Source organism: Nocardia sp. NBC_01327, from assembly GCF_035958815.1.
Classification (GTDB): domain Bacteria; phylum Actinomycetota; class Actinomycetes; order Mycobacteriales; family Mycobacteriaceae; genus Nocardia.
In genome coordinates, this window is sequence record NZ_CP108383.1 from 7,909,137 (window position 1) to 7,926,246 (window position 17,110).

16 protein-coding genes are annotated in these 17,110 nt (G+C 66.0%); 4 read left to right on the forward strand and 12 right to left on the reverse strand.

Annotation, left to right across the window (positions count from 1 at the left end; translation table 11 throughout):
* The first annotated feature begins 96 nt into the window (after window positions 1-96).
* The gene (locus OG326_RS36605; protein ID WP_327141695.1) at window positions 97-711 is read left to right on the forward strand and encodes a TetR/AcrR family transcriptional regulator; all 615 of its coding nucleotides are present in this window, start codon (window positions 97-99) and stop codon (window positions 709-711) included.
* Window positions 712-725: 14 nt separating this feature from the next.
* On the opposite strand, the gene OG326_RS36610 is transcribed toward OG326_RS36605, so the two are convergent.
* The 5 genes from OG326_RS36610 to galK all read right to left on the reverse strand — a co-directional run bounded on the left by OG326_RS36610 (window position 726) and on the right by galK (window position 6,056).
* Window positions 726-2,144: an alpha/beta hydrolase family protein gene (locus OG326_RS36610; RefSeq protein ID WP_327141696.1), complete on the reverse strand. Its 1,419-nt coding sequence runs from the start codon at window positions 2,142-2,144 to the stop codon at window positions 726-728.
* An 89-nt stretch (window positions 2,145-2,233) separates the two neighbouring features.
* Complete coding sequence (locus OG326_RS36615; protein ID WP_327141697.1) at window positions 2,234-2,464, reverse strand: hypothetical protein; 231 nt, start codon at window positions 2,462-2,464, stop codon at window positions 2,234-2,236.
* Window positions 2,465-2,475: 11 nt separating this feature from the next.
* Window positions 2,476-4,209, reverse strand: a complete 1,734-nt coding sequence (locus OG326_RS36620) for a sodium:solute symporter family protein (protein WP_327141698.1) — start codon at window positions 4,207-4,209, stop codon at window positions 2,476-2,478.
* Between the two features lie 119 nt (window positions 4,210-4,328).
* On the reverse strand, window positions 4,329-4,760 hold the full coding sequence (locus OG326_RS36625) for a group II truncated hemoglobin (RefSeq protein WP_327141699.1): 432 nt from the start codon (window positions 4,758-4,760) through the stop codon (window positions 4,329-4,331).
* A gap of 114 nt (window positions 4,761-4,874) precedes the next feature.
* Complete coding sequence (gene galK / locus OG326_RS36630) at window positions 4,875-6,056, reverse strand: galactokinase (RefSeq protein WP_442791081.1); 1,182 nt, start codon at window positions 6,054-6,056, stop codon at window positions 4,875-4,877.
* A 289-nt stretch (window positions 6,057-6,345) separates the two neighbouring features.
* On the opposite strand from galK, the gene OG326_RS36635 reads away from it, so the two are divergent.
* Window positions 6,346-7,866, forward strand: coding sequence for a GGDEF domain-containing protein (locus OG326_RS36635; RefSeq protein WP_327141701.1), 1,521 nt, complete (start codon window positions 6,346-6,348; stop codon window positions 7,864-7,866).
* Between the two features lie 40 nt (window positions 7,867-7,906).
* On the forward strand, window positions 7,907-8,428 hold the full coding sequence (locus tag OG326_RS36640) for a hypothetical protein (protein WP_327141702.1): 522 nt from the start codon (window positions 7,907-7,909) through the stop codon (window positions 8,426-8,428).
* A gap of 25 nt (window positions 8,429-8,453) precedes the next feature.
* On the opposite strand, the gene OG326_RS36645 is transcribed toward OG326_RS36640, so the two are convergent.
* From OG326_RS36645 to OG326_RS36665, 5 genes are all read right to left on the reverse strand, one after another.
* A complete protein-coding gene (locus OG326_RS36645) occupies window positions 8,454-9,254 on the reverse strand; it encodes a DUF6319 family protein (protein ID WP_327141703.1) in 801 nt (266 codons plus the stop codon).
* A gap of 203 nt (window positions 9,255-9,457) precedes the next feature.
* A complete protein-coding gene (locus OG326_RS36650; RefSeq protein ID WP_327141704.1) occupies window positions 9,458-9,865 on the reverse strand; it encodes a hypothetical protein in 408 nt (135 codons plus the stop codon).
* Window positions 9,866-10,018: 153 nt separating this feature from the next.
* On the reverse strand, window positions 10,019-10,912 hold the full coding sequence (locus OG326_RS36655) for an SGNH/GDSL hydrolase family protein (RefSeq protein WP_327141705.1): 894 nt from the start codon (window positions 10,910-10,912) through the stop codon (window positions 10,019-10,021).
* Window positions 10,913-11,038: 126 nt separating this feature from the next.
* Entirely contained in the window at window positions 11,039-13,513 is a 2,475-nt protein-coding gene (locus OG326_RS36660) for an MFS transporter (RefSeq protein WP_442790869.1), read from the reverse strand.
* Window positions 13,514-13,646: 133 nt separating this feature from the next.
* The gene (locus tag OG326_RS36665) at window positions 13,647-14,306 is read right to left on the reverse strand and encodes a phosphate signaling complex PhoU family protein (RefSeq protein ID WP_327141707.1); all 660 of its coding nucleotides are present in this window, start codon (window positions 14,304-14,306) and stop codon (window positions 13,647-13,649) included.
* 239 nt (window positions 14,307-14,545) lie between these two features.
* On the opposite strand from OG326_RS36665, the gene OG326_RS36670 reads away from it, so the two are divergent.
* A complete protein-coding gene (locus OG326_RS36670; protein ID WP_327141708.1) occupies window positions 14,546-15,721 on the forward strand; it encodes an AI-2E family transporter in 1,176 nt (391 codons plus the stop codon).
* On the opposite strand, the gene OG326_RS36675 is transcribed toward OG326_RS36670, so the two are convergent.
* Together OG326_RS36675 and OG326_RS36680 are read right to left on the reverse strand one after the other, a co-directional pair.
* On the reverse strand, window positions 15,718-16,593 hold the full coding sequence (locus OG326_RS36675; RefSeq protein ID WP_327141709.1) for a DMT family transporter: 876 nt from the start codon (window positions 16,591-16,593) through the stop codon (window positions 15,718-15,720). The two genes, OG326_RS36670 and OG326_RS36675, sit on opposite strands and share 4 nt — an antisense overlap.
* A gap of 85 nt (window positions 16,594-16,678) precedes the next feature.
* Complete coding sequence (locus tag OG326_RS36680; RefSeq protein ID WP_297621924.1) at window positions 16,679-17,035, reverse strand: immunity 51 family protein; 357 nt, start codon at window positions 17,033-17,035, stop codon at window positions 16,679-16,681.
* Between the last annotated feature and the right edge of the window lie 75 nt (window positions 17,036-17,110).

A 17,110-nucleotide genomic window follows, 5' to 3' on the forward strand; every position in this document is an offset into this window, starting at 1 on the left:
CGTTATTGGAGGACATGACAACCATCATTATGGAGTCACGCCTCCAAAACAAGCCTCCAGCGCGAGACCGATCAGTCCAATTGGTACGGTGAGCCCATGGCACGTCCGCGGCAATTCAATGAATCGGACCTGCTCGACGCCGCGACAGAGCTGTTCTGGTCGAAGGGTTTCGACGACACCTCTGTGGAGGATGTCTCACTCGCCGCCGGTGTCGGCAACGGCAGTATCTACGCCGCCTACGGCAGCAAGCGCGGCCTGTTCCTGGCCGCCTTCGAACGCTACTGCGACCGCCGGGCCCGGTTCGTGCGCGATGTCATCGTCGCCGCACCCGGCACCGCACGCGCGGCGGTGCGCACACTTTTCCAGGCCGTCGTGGACGATTGCGCCTCATATCCGGACCGGCGCGGCTGCCTCATGATCAATAGCATCGCCCTGTTCGGCACCCGGGTTCCGGAGGTCGCCACCATCGGCACACGCTCGACCACGGCCATGGAACACGGCGTCGCGGAGCGGCTGCGCCCGGCCATGCAAGCCGAAGGAGGGGTCGACGAAGCGGCACTGTCCGCACTCAGCGCGCACATTGTGGTGGTCGCGCAGGGCCTGATTCAATTGAGCCGCTTGGGAACTCCCGCGGCGCGTTTGCGCGAAATCGCCGAAATCTCCTGCGAGGCACTGCCGCCCGAATGGGCTGATCGGCTGGTTACCGCATAACGCCCGGCAGCCGATTACCTCAGCAGTTGCCAGTGCAGCGCCCAGGGCAGGAAGGCGCAGGCGGTGAGCAGGAGAACGGCGAACTGAGCGCGGGATATGGCGTCGAGGCGATGGCGATCTCGCCACCACGTCAGGGCGAGGGCGGCGGCTGCCGAAAGGACTGTGGCCGCGAGTATGTGGACGACCAGCCAGGGTAGGGGTTGGCCGAGGAGGATGATCGAGGGAGCGCGCTGGGCGCCGGTGGCCAGGACCCATTCCACGCATGCCACGCCGGCGAGCACTGTTGTCAGTCCGAGCACCGATACCGAGCGGGCCGCCCATCGCACGGCGGTCGGGCGTTGAGTCGGGCTGCGCCGCAGCAGCATTCGGAAAGCGGCGGAGAGCGGGTAGGTGATGAAGCCGAGTAGTAGGACCGCAAGGGCGGCGTATTCGTAGGCGGGGCGGCCTTCGGAGGCGTGGCTGAGGAATGCCTCCGGCCGGGCGGGGGCGGCGCTCGAGGCCGGTGGGTGGCCGGCGGCGACGGCGTGGATCCAGTCGGTGATCACGTCGGCGTAGCCGGGGCCGAGGTCGCCCAGCGGCTTGCCCTCGAATACGGCGCCGCCGACGCTGTCGAATCCGTCGGTGGTGCGATGGCCGTTGTGGCCTGCCCCCGGCACGAAACGGGTAGTGACAGACTGGTTTCCGGCTCGCGCCAGTTCGCGCTGGAAGATCTCGGCGCTCTCGGCGGCGGGCACCTTCACATCATGCTCGCCCCAGAGTGCGAGTACCGGCACGCGGACCTGCGCCAGCACCGGTACCGGATCGAAGTCCGCCTCCGGGAACAAGCCGGTGCCGTCGATGAACTGGGCTCCGGGACCGGCGACCGCGGCGGGCAGGGATCCGGCAATCCCCTGGTGCGCCAGTCGATTTCGCAGCGACCAGGTCTGTGTCCGCAAGGGGGTGCGGCCGGAGCCGCCGATGGTCACCACAAAGGCGATCTCGGGCGAGCGCGCGGCGACCAGCGGTGCGACCCAGCCGCCCTCGCTGAAGCCCCACAGTCCGACCGCCGCCGGATCCACATCCGTGCGGGCGCGCAGCAGCGCCACCCCGGCGAGCGCGTCGTCGGCGAGCAGTGAAAAGTCCCGATGGGTGGTGGAATAGCCGATCGTTCGCTTGTCGAAGACCAGGGTGGTGACACCCGCGCGGGCGAAAGCCTGTGCCTCGGGCAGATATTCGGCGCGCGGTCCGGGACCCGAGCCGTGGATGAGGACGACGGCGGGGTGCCTGCCCGCACTCGCGGGCGTGAAAACCGTACCGCGCAAGGTCACGCCGTGGCTGTCGAAGGCCACCTCGGACTCGGTCATATCCTGTTGTACCGGTTGGGCATTCGCACTTCCGGTCGCCGCCACCAGAGCGAGCAGCAGGCCGACGAGCACACTGTGCACTACACGCATACCCGAAAAGTATCGGCGCGATTCTCAGCCCGCATCACCCTGCGGTAGGGCACAGGGACACCCGGCAGGACTACTCGGCAGCAGCCGGACTACTCATCGTCGTCGTCGACTGCGGTCAACTCCACGACCGGGCGCAGCCGGACCCAGGCGAAGAACAGGATGCCGACGACGGTCATGCCGACTCCGGCCCACAGGTTCACGTCTATCCCACCGGTTTTCGCGCGCTGGAAATCGGTGGAATAGGCCAAGCCGACCACTATGAGGATCACCCCGTAGCAGGCGAGCAGGCCGCCGACGATGGTGCGAATATCGAAAAGCATTTGACGCCTTCCTATCCGACGAACACATTGAGGAGAATGACAAGGACCAGCGCGATACCGGCCAGCAGGCCGGGGCGCTGATACCAGGGCAGGGAGTCGGCGTCCGCGTCGGTGCGCATGGCCTTGGGAGTTTCGGAGTAGACCAGGCCGACCAGCTCGGCGGCCGGTTTGGGCTGCGATACCTGCGTAACCGCGACGCTCACAACAACATCCAGTACAAACGCCACGGCCGCGGCGACAAAACTCACGCCCTGGCCGGACAGTTCGAACACGTGCGCCTTGCTCATCACGAAGACCACGATCGCGGCGGTGGTACCGGTCACCAGGCCGATCCAGCCCGCGGCGGGCGTCATGCGCTTCCAGAACATTCCGAGAATGAAGGTCGCGAAGAGCGGCGCGTTGAAGAAGCTGAACAGCGTCTGCAGGTAATCCATCATGTTGGAGAAATTGCCTGCGATGAAGGCGGTTCCGACCGCGCCCAGGGTCGCGCCGACCGTCGCCAGCCGCCCCACCGTGAGGTAGTAGCGGTCCGGGCGATCGCGCTTCACGTACCGCTGCCACAGGTCGTAGCTGAAGACGGTATTGAACGCCGAGACATTGGCGGCCATACCCGCCATGAACGCCGCCAGCAGGCCGGCCAGCCCCACGCCGAGCAGGCCGTTGGGCAGCACATCCTTCATGAGGTAGAGCAGCGCCTGGTTGTAGGTGGCATCACCCTTGTAGTCCGGATTCGTTTTGAGCTCGGTCATCTGGGGCACCAGGACCGCGCTGATCATGCCCGGGATCACCACGATGAATGGGATGAACATCTTCGGATACGCGCCGATGATCGGGGTGCGCTGCGCGGCGGAGATGGAATGCGTGGCCAGCGCGCGCTGCACCTCGACGAAATTGGTGGTCCAGTAGCCGAAGGAGAGCACGAACCCGAGTCCGAACACGATGCCGATCACCGAGGCGATATTGTTGCCGAAGCCGGTGAGTTCATTGCCCGGCCACGCGTGCAGCTGCTGCGCGCCGCCCGGACCCGCGGTCACCTTGTCGCGCAACCCGTCCCAGCCGCCGACCTTGTGCAGGCCCACGATGGTCAGCGGCAGCAGCGCCGCCACAATGACGAAGAACTGCAGCACCTCGTTGTAGATGGCGGCCGACAATCCGCCCAGGGTGATGTACGAGAGCACGATGGCCGCCGCCGCCAGCACCGATATCCACAGCGGCCAGCCCAGCAGCACATTCACAATGGAACCGAGCAGGTAGAGGTTCACCCCGGCGATCAGCACCTGCGCCACAGCGAAACTCAGCGCATTGACCAGGTGCGCGCCGGGGCCGAAACGCCGCAGCATGAACTCCGGGACGCTGCGCACCTTGGAGCCGTAGTAGAACGGCATCATCACAATGCCCAGGAAGAGCATGGCCGGAACCGCGCCGATCCAGAAGTAGTGCATGGTCGGCATGCCGTATTCGGCGCCATTGGCGGACATGCCCATGATCTCGACCGCGCCCAGATTCGCGGAGATGAAGGCCAGCCCGGTCACCCACGCCGGTAGCGAGCGTCCGGACAGGAAGAAATCCAGGCTGGTGGAGACGCGCCGCCGGGCCAGCAACCCGATACCCAGCACGAAGACGAAATACAGTGCTACCAGGGCATAGTCGATCGGGTCGGCACCCAGTCGCAGTTGCCCCGATGCCACGGCAGCGAGATGCCTTGAAGCCACTGTGGCCTCGGGCAGGCTGGCGTCGAACGGCATACGGCTCTCCTGTCGAGAAGATCACGAGATGACGCGGGCACGACTGATAGCGCGCAATACTAGCCGGGCGTTCGCTCATGACCAGTAGGCGCGGTTGAATTGTGATACGTGTCCGAGAATCACCAGGTCCAGTGTGGTACTTCGCGCAGCGGATGAAGTTGCTCATCGGTTTCCGCTTGCGAGTTCTGCTGCGCGACGTGCGAGCCGAACTCGACGTGCTGACGGACGGCTTCGCGGAATTTCTCGTCCTGCGGGAGCTCTGCGACATCCAGGGCATCGAGGTAGACCTCGACAAAACGCTGCCGCTGCTCATCGGTGATGTGCAGTCCGCGGTGCACGTTGATGATGTATTCGAAACCCAGCTCGCGCGTGAAACGCCCTGGGCCACCGAAGGATTCGGCGGTGAACCACGTCAGATGATCGACGTGGGTGGGCTGGCGCACCGGAAACAGCTCCCGCAGGATCGGATCTGCCAGAGCTTTCTCGTAGAAGATCTCTTCCAGTGCATGCAGTGCCTCTTCGCCGCCGGCGAACTCGTACAGACTCACCATGGCTCGCTCGTTCCTGGTGTGCGAGTAGATCGTTCCGGTAACAGGCTAAACCCGGACGGCGGCGAGCGTGCGCTTTACGACGTCGGATTTGCGCTATTCAATGCCGGAATTGCGCTATTCAATACGTCGCGCGCCCGCCGCGGGTGTCACCGCGAAGGTGCGAGGGGTATCAAAACTCCTGCGGGCGAACGCATCTCGTACCGCCGCGGTGGTGGACGCGGCTCGGGCGCGATCGACCAGCGCGATCACACTGCCGCCGAAGCCGCCGCCCACCATGCGGGCCCCGTAGGCGCCGGCCACCAGCGCGGCGGCCACCGCGGTATCGAGTTGCGGAGCCGAGACCTCGAAATCGTCACGGAGGGAAGCGTGTCCGGCGCTCAGCACCGGACCGATCGCACGCGGATCGGCGCCGCCGCGCAATTCTTCGGCAACCCGCAGCACCCGGGCGTTTTCGGTGATCACGTGTCGCGCGCGCCGGCGCAGCACCGGATCGGTGAGGCGCTTGATATCGGCGATCCGGGTGATATCGCGCAGGAATGGCACACCCAGTTCCGCAGCGGCCGCGGCACATTCGGTACGGCGCAGCGCGTACTCGCCGTCCATCAGATGATGCGGACTGCCGGTGTCGAACACCAGCAGCTGCAGATCGAAACGGTCCAGGTCGAAGGGGATCTGCTGATACTCGCGGGAACGCACATCCAGGAAGAGCACATGCCCCGCCGTGCAGAGCATGGACGCGGACTGGTCCAGCACACCGGTCGGCACGCCGACGTAGACGTTCTCCGCGGTACGCGCGATATCGATGATCTCGGCGGCGGGAACGCCGGGCGCGAACAGATCACGCAGTGCGATGGCCACCGAACACGACAGCGCCGCCGAGGAGGACAGGCCCGCGCCGATCGGAACGGTGCTGTCCAGTTCGAGCTCGACACCGCCCACCTCGTGCCCGCGGCGTTCGAATTCCCGGATCACGCCGAGGGGATAGTGCGCCCAGGTGGGCAGTTCCGACCATCCGGTGGCACCCAGATCGGCCATGGTGACGGCTACTTCGTCGAGGGGAGCCTGCAGCGATCGCAGCCGCACCGTGCCGGCCGGGCGCACCGCGGCGGTGCAGGTGGTACCGAGCGGCAGGGCCAGCGGCAGCACGAAACCGTCGTTGTAATCGGTGTGCTCACCGATCAGATTGACCCGGCCGGGCGCGAACCAGCGTCCCACCCTCGATTCCGAGAAAGATCCAGGCACCTCAGCTCCCGTCCGGAGTCGTGCAGGTCGTTCGGTTCGATCAGCAGCGAGCATATAGAGTCGCGCGGTCCGCGATCCTGCGGGTTCGCCGGACTCACGTACGCGAAGCGACATTTCGTGCCATGATCGACTCGGTTGCCCAGATTTCGATGGCAGCGCCTCTCCCCCGTGGATACTGCCGCCGTCGGCTGGGACCTATGCTCTAACAGCAACACTCGGTTCATGATCGCTGCATTCGTGACCACGAATGCCTCTCGCGTGGGGCTATCTCTCCGCTCGATGCGTGGCGGTCGTGATTCGAAGAAAGCATGCGCACTGGGGACGGAGCGGACGAGGGGGGCTGGTGGAAACAGACGAAAAACCGGCCGGTCAGTCCGGTCGACGGTTCCGAGTCTGTTGGCGCACGACGCTGTTCAGTTGTGGCGTACTGATTCTCGCCCTACCCCTGGTCATCGACTCCCGGCGGCTCGCACTCGCCACCCTGATCGCCTCGGTCACCATCAGTGTGGTCATGATCGGCGCAGGTGTACATCAGCATAAGCCCCGCCGCCCGCTGCCCTGGTATCTACTGTCCGCCTCCGCCGTGCAATTCACCATCGGCACCGCGCTGCGGCAGACCACCGACTGGCACCACCACCCCTTCGACGATCTGTTCACCCTCAGCGGCTACTGCTGCATCGGTGCGGCGGCCGTGCTCTGGCTGCGCCCGCGGCAGAACAGCACCGATCACGATCTGCTGCTGGACTCCGGCCTCATCGGACTCGGTGCGGCCCTGCTGTCCTGGACCTTCCTCATCTCGCCGATCCTGCACCGGGCGCAGACCTTCAACTTCAGCACCTTCACCGCTGTCATCTATCCGGTGGTGGATGCCCTGCTGCTGACCGTGGTCGCACACTCGGTGGTGACCTCGGCCCGCTCGGAGGCCTCGCTGCGGCTGGTGTATCTGGCCATGCTGGTCATCCTCGCCGGCGACCTCGCCTGCAATCTGGAAACGGCCGGATCGGCCGAGCTCGGGCGCCAAATCCAGCTCATGCCACTGCAACTCGCGTACACGCTGATCGGCGCGGCGGCCATGCATCCGACCATGGTGGTGCTCGGCAGTCCGCGCGATATCCACGCGCACCGCTCGCGCCAGCGCGCCAGCATCATCGCCATCGTCATGATCGTGGCGGCTCTGGTGCCGGTGGTCGGCTCCAGCCTGGACATGATGGATCGAGTGGTCGTCTCCTCGCTCTTCGCGCTACTACTAGCCGGGGTCCTGCTACGCAGCGAACGCGCCATCGAACGCAGCGCCCGCAGCGAGCGGCGCGCGCAGTATCAGGCAGACCACGACATGCTCACCGGACTGCTGAACCGCGCCGCCCTGCTGCGGGCGCTGCATCGTAATCGGGACCGGTGGGGTGATCAGCCCCTCGCACTGCTGTTCATCGACCTGGACGGCTTCAAAAGGGTCAATGACAATTACGGGCATGCGGTCGGCGATGAGCTGATCGCCAATGCGGCAGCGCGCATTCGGCGCATGATCCGCCGCGATGACGCGGCCGCCCGCTACGGCGGCGACGAATTCGTGGTGCTCGCGCCGCTGAGCCGCCAGCAGGCGCTGCTGCTGGCGGAAAGACTGCTGGCCTCGCTGGGTGAACCGTTCGAGCTCAGTGCCGCGGAGGTGCGCATCGCCGCCAGTATCGGCATTGCCTGCAGCGGACCGCGCAGTGCCGATATCACCGTGTACGAGCTTCTGCGCGAAGCGGATTCGGCCATGTACCACGCGAAGGAATACTCGCTGGGGTACGTTTTTCATGCTGATCTCAGGCACGGACACCCGGAGTCCGGGCCGCGCACTTGGCACCGGGAGTCTGCGGTCTGACATCGTATTCGCTGTCACCGCACGGATATTCGGGTCCATCATGCAGTTCTGCGCACTCCGGTACCAGCTGGGCATCACCATAACGACGGGCGCGGCCATCGTGGCGCTCGGCGCGGCGGGAGCCGCCGGTGCGGCTCCGCCCGAGCTCGGCGCCTCACCCGGCCTCTCCTTCACCGCGCCCGCCGACTCCGACGGCGCACCGCCCGGCACGGCCATTGCGCTGGGAACGGGTTCGTCATCGCTGTCGGCCAATCCGGGGTCGGCGTCCGGGCTGGCCTCCGGTTCGAGTTCGCTGCAATCGGACTCCGCCGCAGGCGGTCCCCCGGGGACCGGTTCGGGCAATCCCACCTCGAGCTCGTCGAATTTCGGCAACAAGCTCGGCACATTCGGGCCGAACCTCGCGGCGGGCATCGAAAATCTCATGCGCGCCCTGGGTTTTCGGCCGGGCGCCGTACCGAGCCTGCCCGGATGCCCAGAAGCCGGGCAGACCCCGCATCTACGCGGTCTACCCGGCTACGATTCGCTGCTGGACCCCGGCGGAACCGGAATCTCGTGCAGCTGAGGGTGGAAACTCCTAGGGCCGCAGACTAACCGGCCAGCTCGTCGAGCAGCTTGCGGGCATTCTCCAATTCGGCCTGCAACTGCTCGACCTTGGCACGCTGCGTCAGTCGCACGGCCTCCAGGATCGAATCGACGACCTCGGCGACCTCGGGGTGCAGCAGTTTGGCTGCCTGCGAGACCGCCGAACCCGGTACCGCGAGACCACGAATGGTGCGCTTCTTGCCATTGACCACATCGAGGGTCCACTCGCCGTCGGTGGTGCCGTTGAGCGTCACCGTGACCTCGACCGTTTTGGTCTTCTTGGCAGCGGAGGCATTGGCGGCCGCATTGCGCGCGGGGCGCGAGGCGGTACCGGCGGGCTTCGCCGCGCCGGGCTTACCGGCCTCCGAGGCTGCCGCGGCGGCGTCGGAGGAGGCCTGCGGCGTATCGGTTTTCACGGGCGTATCGGTTTTCACGATGGGAGCAGGCGGAGTGATCGGCGGGGCGGCCGGTACGGGTGCGGGCGACGGCATCGTCACGGTGGAGTCCTTCCTGGTTGCCGTTTTCTGCTTTGCACCGGCCGCGGCTTGCGGCCGGGCCGGTTTGGTCAGGGTCACCTCGGTGGGACCGAACGAAAGCACATCTTTGGAACCGGTGGGCTTCACCTGCAGGAAATCACCCTCGGATGGATCACCGAGTGAGATCACCTTGCCGGAACGGCCTTCCGGTACTCCGACCGCTGCCGCCGTGAACCACACCGCCGGCGGACGGCCTGCATCGATCTGCTCGGCAATGTGCCGAATCTCGGTCTCTGACAAGGGCTGTGGCTTGGTGCTACGGGACGACATGGGACTCTCCGGGCGGACGGTGGGACATCAGCGTGCACAGAGCATGCCCCATGGCACCGACAAATCCACATCCGAAGAATTCGCACCGCCACCGACGCACTGGTCAGCGAACGTTCAGCTTCCGACAGGTGCGGCCCACCGAGCATGGCCGGCGGGTCCGATCGTAGGCGCTGTACCCCCGCTGTGCGCAACTTTCCGGGCGCTCACAGTTGTTCGACGCCGCGCAGCACGCAGCGGACCGACTGCGGCCGCGTGACCGGATCGAGCACGGTCTCGGTGGTGAAGTCCTGGGTGCCTCCCGGCGCCACCAGTACCTCGGTGCTGGTGCGTTCCAGCACTGCCGATTCCGGAGTCATGAAACTGATCACCACAAGGTACCGGTGTTCGATCTGATCCCGATTGCTCACCACCGCGGTGGCCTCCCAGCCGGACGAGGTGCCCTCACAGCCGGTGACGAATGCGCTGCGCTGCATCTCGGCGGTGGTGTGCTGCATATCCGCCCGGTCGGCGGTATCGACCGCTGCCTTCGGTTCGCTCGAACGGCCGCAGCCCGACAGCAGAGCCGCACATCCGCAGAGGACACCGACGAGCCTCAGGTAGGGGGCGATCATGAATCTCCCTTTCCACCACGCACTTCCGTGCAATATCTCAGCTGTGAAGCGTCCCAGCCGCCCCCCGCAACACACCGTTGCCGCTAATTAGCCGCGCGCAGAGATTACCGCAGTTGAAGGGCGTGTCTTGATACCACGCCAGGCGTGTCGCCCTCAGCTCGCGCCCAGCACCTCCAGCACCCGGCGGGCCTGATAGTCCGCACCCAGCTGGTTCGGATGGAAGGGTACGGCCAAGCCGACGGGATTGCCGGAGAACGGCACCAAGCCCTCCACCCAGCGAGTGCCGACCGGCTGGCAGGCATCGTGGCCCGCGCTGCCGTCGTAGGTGTCGACAAAATCGACTCCGGTACTGGACGCGACCTGCGCGAGCATGGTGTGCAGTTCGAGCAGCTTGCTGCCCAGCCAGATTGCGTCCGGATCCGAGATCGGGATGGTGGGGAAGCAACCGCCGGTGAGACCGATGCCCTCGAAATAGTCGAGCAGCAGAATGCGGGCATGCGGGGAACGGGCCTGGATGCCCCGGACCGTATCGATCACGCGCGATCGGGCGCGGGCGATGTTCGATGACATCTGGTCGACCCCGCCGACGACCATCTTGTCCAGGCACGGGGTCGCCGCCGGATCGACTGTCACGCAGGTCTGCACGGTCGCCGCCAAATCCGCGTCATTGCCGCCGATTTCGAGGGTCACCAGATCGGTGCTGCCGGTGAGGCGATCGAACTGCGGCGGATTGGTGCCCAGCGGCCCGCTCTGCTCGGCGGTCATATTCGCGGTGACGGCAGCGCCGCAGGTGGCATCGCGGAACACCGGGACCGAGAGCGCCGCCGCGACCTGTTTGGCGTAGTTGTGCGCACTCTGTACGCAGTTCGCCGGCGTGAAGGCGGTGGTGATCTGGCTCAGGGTGGCATCGGCGGCCCACGAATCACCCAGTGCCACATACTCGGCGACGCCCGGCCCGGGGGCGTCACCCTCCGCCGCATACGCCGATCCGGCCGGTAGTACCGCCGCAAGCGCGGCGGCCGACAGTAGTGCGCGCGAGAACTTCATCGTTGTCTCTCCCCGGGCCCCGACCCTGTGGATTCGAACTGGACCTTCGTCCAGTGGCGAACCTAACAGCAGCTCAGGGCTTTTGCCCGGCGAAATCGGAAAATCCGCGCGGGCCGGGAATCCGCACTACACCCGATCCACCGATTCGACCCGCTCGTAACCCAGCAGCACATCGTGCGCGACTTCGCCGTCGACCACCGTGACGCGGCTGAAGACCGGCGGATACCCGCGCGCCATCACCGTGTAGCGACCGTCCGCCAGATCCGGCACCACATAGTGCCCGGTGTCGTCGGTGCGCGTGACGGCGATCAGATCACCGCCCTCGTCGAGCACCGTGATCTGCGCATCCGGAACCGCATAGCCGGCCTCGGTGCTCGCCGATCCGGCCAGCACCGCGCGCGGCAGCAATTCCACATCGTGGCGCAGCATTCCGGTATCGGGCACGGTGAGGGTGGACGCGGCGGGCCGCATATGCTCGGCCACGACGACCAGCGTGTAGGTGCCCGCGAGCACGCCGCGGCAGACATACCCGCCGTCGGCGGTGGTCACGGCACAGCCGATGACATCGCCGAAGGCATCGGTGAGGGTGACCGTGGCATCGGCCAGCGGCACACCCCGGCCCGCCGAACGCACCACACCCGAAACCTCACCCGAACCGATGAGCGCGATATCCAGCTGCTGCGGGCGACGCCCGACGGTGATCGTGACCGCGGAGGGCTGATACCCGCTCGCCGAGACGATCAGCACATAGCCGCCCGCGCGCGGCACCCCGATCCGGTAGCCGCCGTCCGCGGTGCCGATGGCACGCGAAACCTGGTGTCCCCGCTGATTGATCAGCGTCAGCACGGCGTCGGAAATCGAGTGGCCGTCCTCGCGGTGCACACATCCGGAGATGGCCAGACCGGCAGGCTCGATGATCCGCAGTTCCGGCTCGGGTTCGGGCTCCGGTTCCGGCTCCGGTTCGGGCTGCGGCTCCGGTTCCGGCTCGGGCTCCGGTTCGGGCAGCGCCTCGACCACCACGGGGGCCGGACTGTCCTGCAGCGGAATCTCTTTCATGAACATGAGCACTGCCGCGGCCACCACCGCCACCGCGGCGGCGACATAGAACACGCCGCTCATGGCATCGGTGAAGCCGATCAGAATGGGCACCCGCAGCTCATCGGGGAGCGCGGCGATTCCGGTGGTATTGCTCTGGATTCGGCCCAGCTGCGCGGCGTCGAAGCCGTTCGGAAGGCTGCCGCCGAAGGCGTGCAGGATCCGGTGCGGCAGCAGATTGAACAGGATGGTCAGGAAGACCGCCACACCCAGCGTGCCGCCCATCTGGCGGAAGAAGGTGGCCGAGGCGGTCGAAACGCCCATATCCGAACGCGGACCGGCATTCTGGGCCGCGATGACGAGCGTCTGCATACAGCCGCCCAGGCCGAACCCGATAATGCCGCAGTACAGCAGCGGCTGCCACATCGCGCTGTCGTAGTGCACGCGGGCGAAGAGCACCGAGCCGATCGCGATCACCATCGAACCCGCCACCGGCAGCATCTTGTAGCGCCCGGTGAACTTGGTGACCAGTCCGGCCAATTGCGCGCCGATCATGATGCCCACCACGAGCGGCAGCATGAACAATCCGGCGCGGGTCGGCGAGTATCCGCGCACCACTTGGAAATACAGCGGCACCAGGACGATCGCGCCGAACATGGCAACGCCCACAATGAATCCGCCGATAATGGCAATGCTGAAGGTGCCACTGGTGAAGAGCCGCAAGGGAATCAGCGCGGCATCCTTCATGAGCAGTTCCACAATGACGAACAGCACCAGCCCGGCCGCCGCGATGCCGTAGCAGGCCAGTGCGCGATGGGAGCTCCAGCCCCACTCCCGGCCCTGCTGGGCGATGATGAGCAATGGCACGGTGGCAATGGCCAGGGCAATCGCGCCCAGCCAGTCGGTGCGATAGTCGCGCCGCGGGAACGGCACGTTGAGCACCTTGGCGACCACCAGCATGGCGAGCACGCCGATGGGCACGTTCACCAGGAACACCCACCGCCAGCCCTCCAGCCCGAGCAGATGATCGGCATTGGAGAGCCAGCCGCCCAGCACCGGGCCGAGCACGGTCGCGATACCGAAGCACATCATGAAATAGCCCTGGTAACGCACCCTTTCGCGGGCGGGCACGATATCGCCGATAATCGTGAACGCCAGCGACATGAGCCCGCCCGCGCCGATGCCCTGCGCTGCACGGAATCCCGCGAGCTGGTACATGCTGGTGGCGAAGGTGCAGGCCACCGAGCCGAGCACGAAGACCCCGATAGCGATGAGGTAGCAGGGTTTTCGGCCGTAGATATCGGCGAGCTTGCCGTACAGCGGGGTGCTGATGGTGGCGGTGATGAGGTAGGCCGTGGTGGCCCACGCCTGCTGGTCGAAACCGTGCAGGCTATTGGCGATTCGAACGATCGCCACGCTCACAATGTTCTGGTCCAGGGCGGCCAGGAATACGCCCAGTAGTAGACCGGACAAAATGGTCATAATCTGCCGATGTGAGAGTTCCGCTCTCGCATCGGAATCCAGAGCCGGCGGGATAACCCGCGGCTTGGTCATGGTATTCGTCATGTTTGGGGCCCTTGTCGGATTTCGGGTGTCCGTATAGGTGCGGTGCTACTCGAAAAGACCTCGCCATGAAGCAATTCGGGCAGCGTACTCCTGGTGATACGGACCCTTACGACACACCCCCGATATGAGGCGGTTACCCCTCCACTTGTGCGTACAGCGGAATTCCGGTGTGGAAGAAGCGAATGAGCTGACCGATGCGCACACTGTGGTCGGCGCAGCGCCCGAAGTGGTGCGCGAGCATGGCGATATCGATGGCCATGGCGCTGCCGTGCGACCACCCGGCGTCGGAGGCGGCGTCGGCGACCTGCGCCCGCAATCGGTCCAGCGTCTCGTCGCGCGGCACCAGTATCCGATCACGCGGCGGGTTCGGTGCGGCAATGACTCCCACCACGGTCCCCGCCATATCCGCTACGGCGCCGGAGATTTCCGCGAGCATCTCGCTGAGAGGTTGCAGGGCAACCGGTTCCGGATAGCGGCGAACCACCACATCGGCCACCCGGCTCAACGCGGCCGCGACGCCCAGCAGATCGTCGGCGATCTGGATGGCGGTCACCACGTGGCGCAGATCACGCGCGACGGGCGCTTCGAGGGCGAGCAGGATGACCGATCGGTCCTCACATTTGGCGTGCTCGATCTGCACCTGCTCCTCGAGCGCGAACACCTCGTAGGCCGCGGTGAGGTCACTGCCCACCAGCGCCACCGAGGCGCGCTCGGCCGACTCATGCGCCAACCGCGCCATATGCGCCAACTCGTCGGTCAGCGCCATGAGCTCGATGGAGAATTTCGTTCGCACTCGCATATCTTGTCCGCCCGCCCACACAACTGCACAATATCGCGGCAAAAGCATTCCCTCCGAATGCGTCTCGGCCTGTCATACGGAAAATAACCAACCGACCAGTCGTATTGGTGGCGGCGGAGAGTCCGGACGTCGAATTCAATTCACCGGATGTTCGTGATCGAACGCTTCCCGCCGACCACTCGGACCGGTGCGTCGGTGGCCGAAAACGCCGCGACGTACCCGACACTGGACCGATGGCCGCACATCCCCCCGCTGCCGAGCAGAACGACGAGCCGGACACCGGCAGCGCGGTGCAGACCGCCGACACGCCGCCGTCGCCCGAGAGCCGGATGCCGGTGTGGCTGCCCCGCGCCATGGTGCTGGCGCTGGCCCTGCTCGGCCTGTTCGAGCTCGCCAATTGGGCTGCGCACGAACTGATCGGCATTGCCATCATGATGACGGTGGCGTTCTTCATCTCGCTCGCCATGGAACCGGCCGTGGACGGGATGGCCGCGCGCGGCGTCAATCGGGGGGTCGCGACCGCGATCGTGTTCATCATCGTGTTCGCGTGCACCGTGGGATTCCTCGTCACGCTCGGCATCCTGATGGTGGAGACCGTCAGCACCGTGCTCGATGAATTGCCGCGCCTGCTGGACGAATTGATCAGCTGGGTCAACCACACGTTCCATCAGAATTTCACCGTGGGTCAGCTGCGGGACCGGCTGTTCAAGGACTCCGACGTCATCAGCTCCTATGCCGAGCGGGCCGCCAATAATGTGTGGGGGCTGTCGAATACGGTGCTCGGCGGGTTCGCAAAGGTCGTCACCATCGGACTGTTCAGCGTGTACATGACCGCCGACGGGCCGAAGCTGCGGCGTTCGGTGTGCTCGCTGCTGCCGCCGGCCAATCAGGGCGCGGTGCTGCACGCCTGGGATCTGGCGATCGACAAGACCGGCGGCTACCTGTACTCGCGGGCGCTGCTGGCCGTCATCTCGGCCCTGACGCACGGTGCGTTCCTCTGGATCCTGGGGATTCCGAACGCCTTTGCGCTCGGCATCTGGTTCGGCGTCATCGCCTCGTTCGTCCCGACCATCGGAACGTACATCGCGGGCGTGCTGCCGATTCTGGTGGCGCTCACGATCAGGCCGATCGACGCCGTGTGGATCCTCATCTTCGTGGTGGTCTACCAGTGGATCCAGGACTACGTGCTGCAGCCGCGCATTACCGCCCGGACGGTCGATGTGAACCCGGCGGTGGCGCTGCTGTCGGTCATTGTGGGCGGGGCGCTGCTGGGGGCGGTGGGCGCGCTGCTGGCCATTCCCGCGACCGCCACGCTGCAGGCGTTTCTGAGCGAGTACGTGAAGCGCTACGAGGTCAATGAGGATCCGCGGATCGAGCGCACCGGAGGCAAGGCGCGCAAGAAACGCTAGGCGGGTGCGGGCTCCGGGAGTTCGGCGCGGGATCGCGCGGTACCCAGAACCGAGCCCAGGATCACCAGCGGGAAGCCGATGGCCATTCCCGCGGTCACCGGCTCGTGCAGCAGGCTCACGCCGATGAGCAGAGCCACGGCCGGATTGATGTAGGTGATGACCGTGGCGCGAGCCGGGCCGACCTCGCCGATGAGCGCGAAGAACACCACGAAAGCCAGTGCGGTGCAGAGCAGGCCCAGGCCGACCACCGACCAGCTGGCGGCCGCCGGATAGTGCGCGGGCAGGCGCAACATGGCGAACGGCAGGTAGATGACGGCGGCGAACACCAGCGTGGCGGTGACCACGCCGATGGGCGGGAGGCCGGTGAGCTTGCGGGCGATGATGATCGGGCCGAGCGCGTAGCCGACAACGCTGAGGGCGATCGCGCCGAGCGCACCCCTATTCGAGACATCGATATCCAGGCCGACCAGTGCGGCCACACCGGCGAAGCCGATCAGCAGGCCGATGACACGACGGGTGTCGAGGCGCTCGGTGCCGCCCACGGTCACCATGACGATGGCGATCAGCGGCACCGCCGCGATCAACAGCCCGACCGTGGAACTGGTCAGCGTCGTCTCGGCCTTGCCGATGAGCAGCCAGGGCCCGGTGATCTCGACGAGGGTGTAGACCAGCAGCCAGGGCCACTGCCGCAGAACGGGCAGGAAAACCTTGGTGTACAGGGCAATCGGCAGCAGCACGAGCGCGCCGAGGGCGGTGCGGCCGAAGGCCACCACCACCGGATCGAAGTCGCCCACCGCGACCCGGATCATGGCGTACGGGACGCCCCAGATGACGCCCATACCCAGGAACAATGCCCAACCACGCCGGCTCATGACGGCACTCCTTCCGATCGCCCCGGAGCGTATGCGAACGCTCCGACACCGGAACGCCGCCGCGGCCCGCATCCATCCCGCAGGGTCAGTCGAACCATTCCGGATCGCCGGCGGCGATGAATCCGGTGAGCACCGTCTGATCCTGGAATGCCTCCTGCAGGAGCAGACCCAGTTGCCGCAGCGCCTCGGCATCGGTCCCGTAGGCGACAAACGTGCCCGCCTCCGGATCGAAATTGATGCGCTCGGCGAGTTCGGGGGCGCGCAGGCTCACAGCGGACTGTGCGACACCGGCCCAGCCGTAACCATTGCCCTCGTACCCGGCCTCGGTGAAGTTCTCCTCCAACTCGACCATGTGGTTGTCGGAGAGCATGAGGCAGTAGTTGCCGGGATTGTGGTCGTACTCGAAAAAGACCAGGGGTGCGAAGGTTTCACGATCAGTCACAGCGCGGACGGTACCGACCGGCCCCGACAACCGCATCGTCTGCACACACCGAGGGCCCGCATCTGCGGGTTTGTC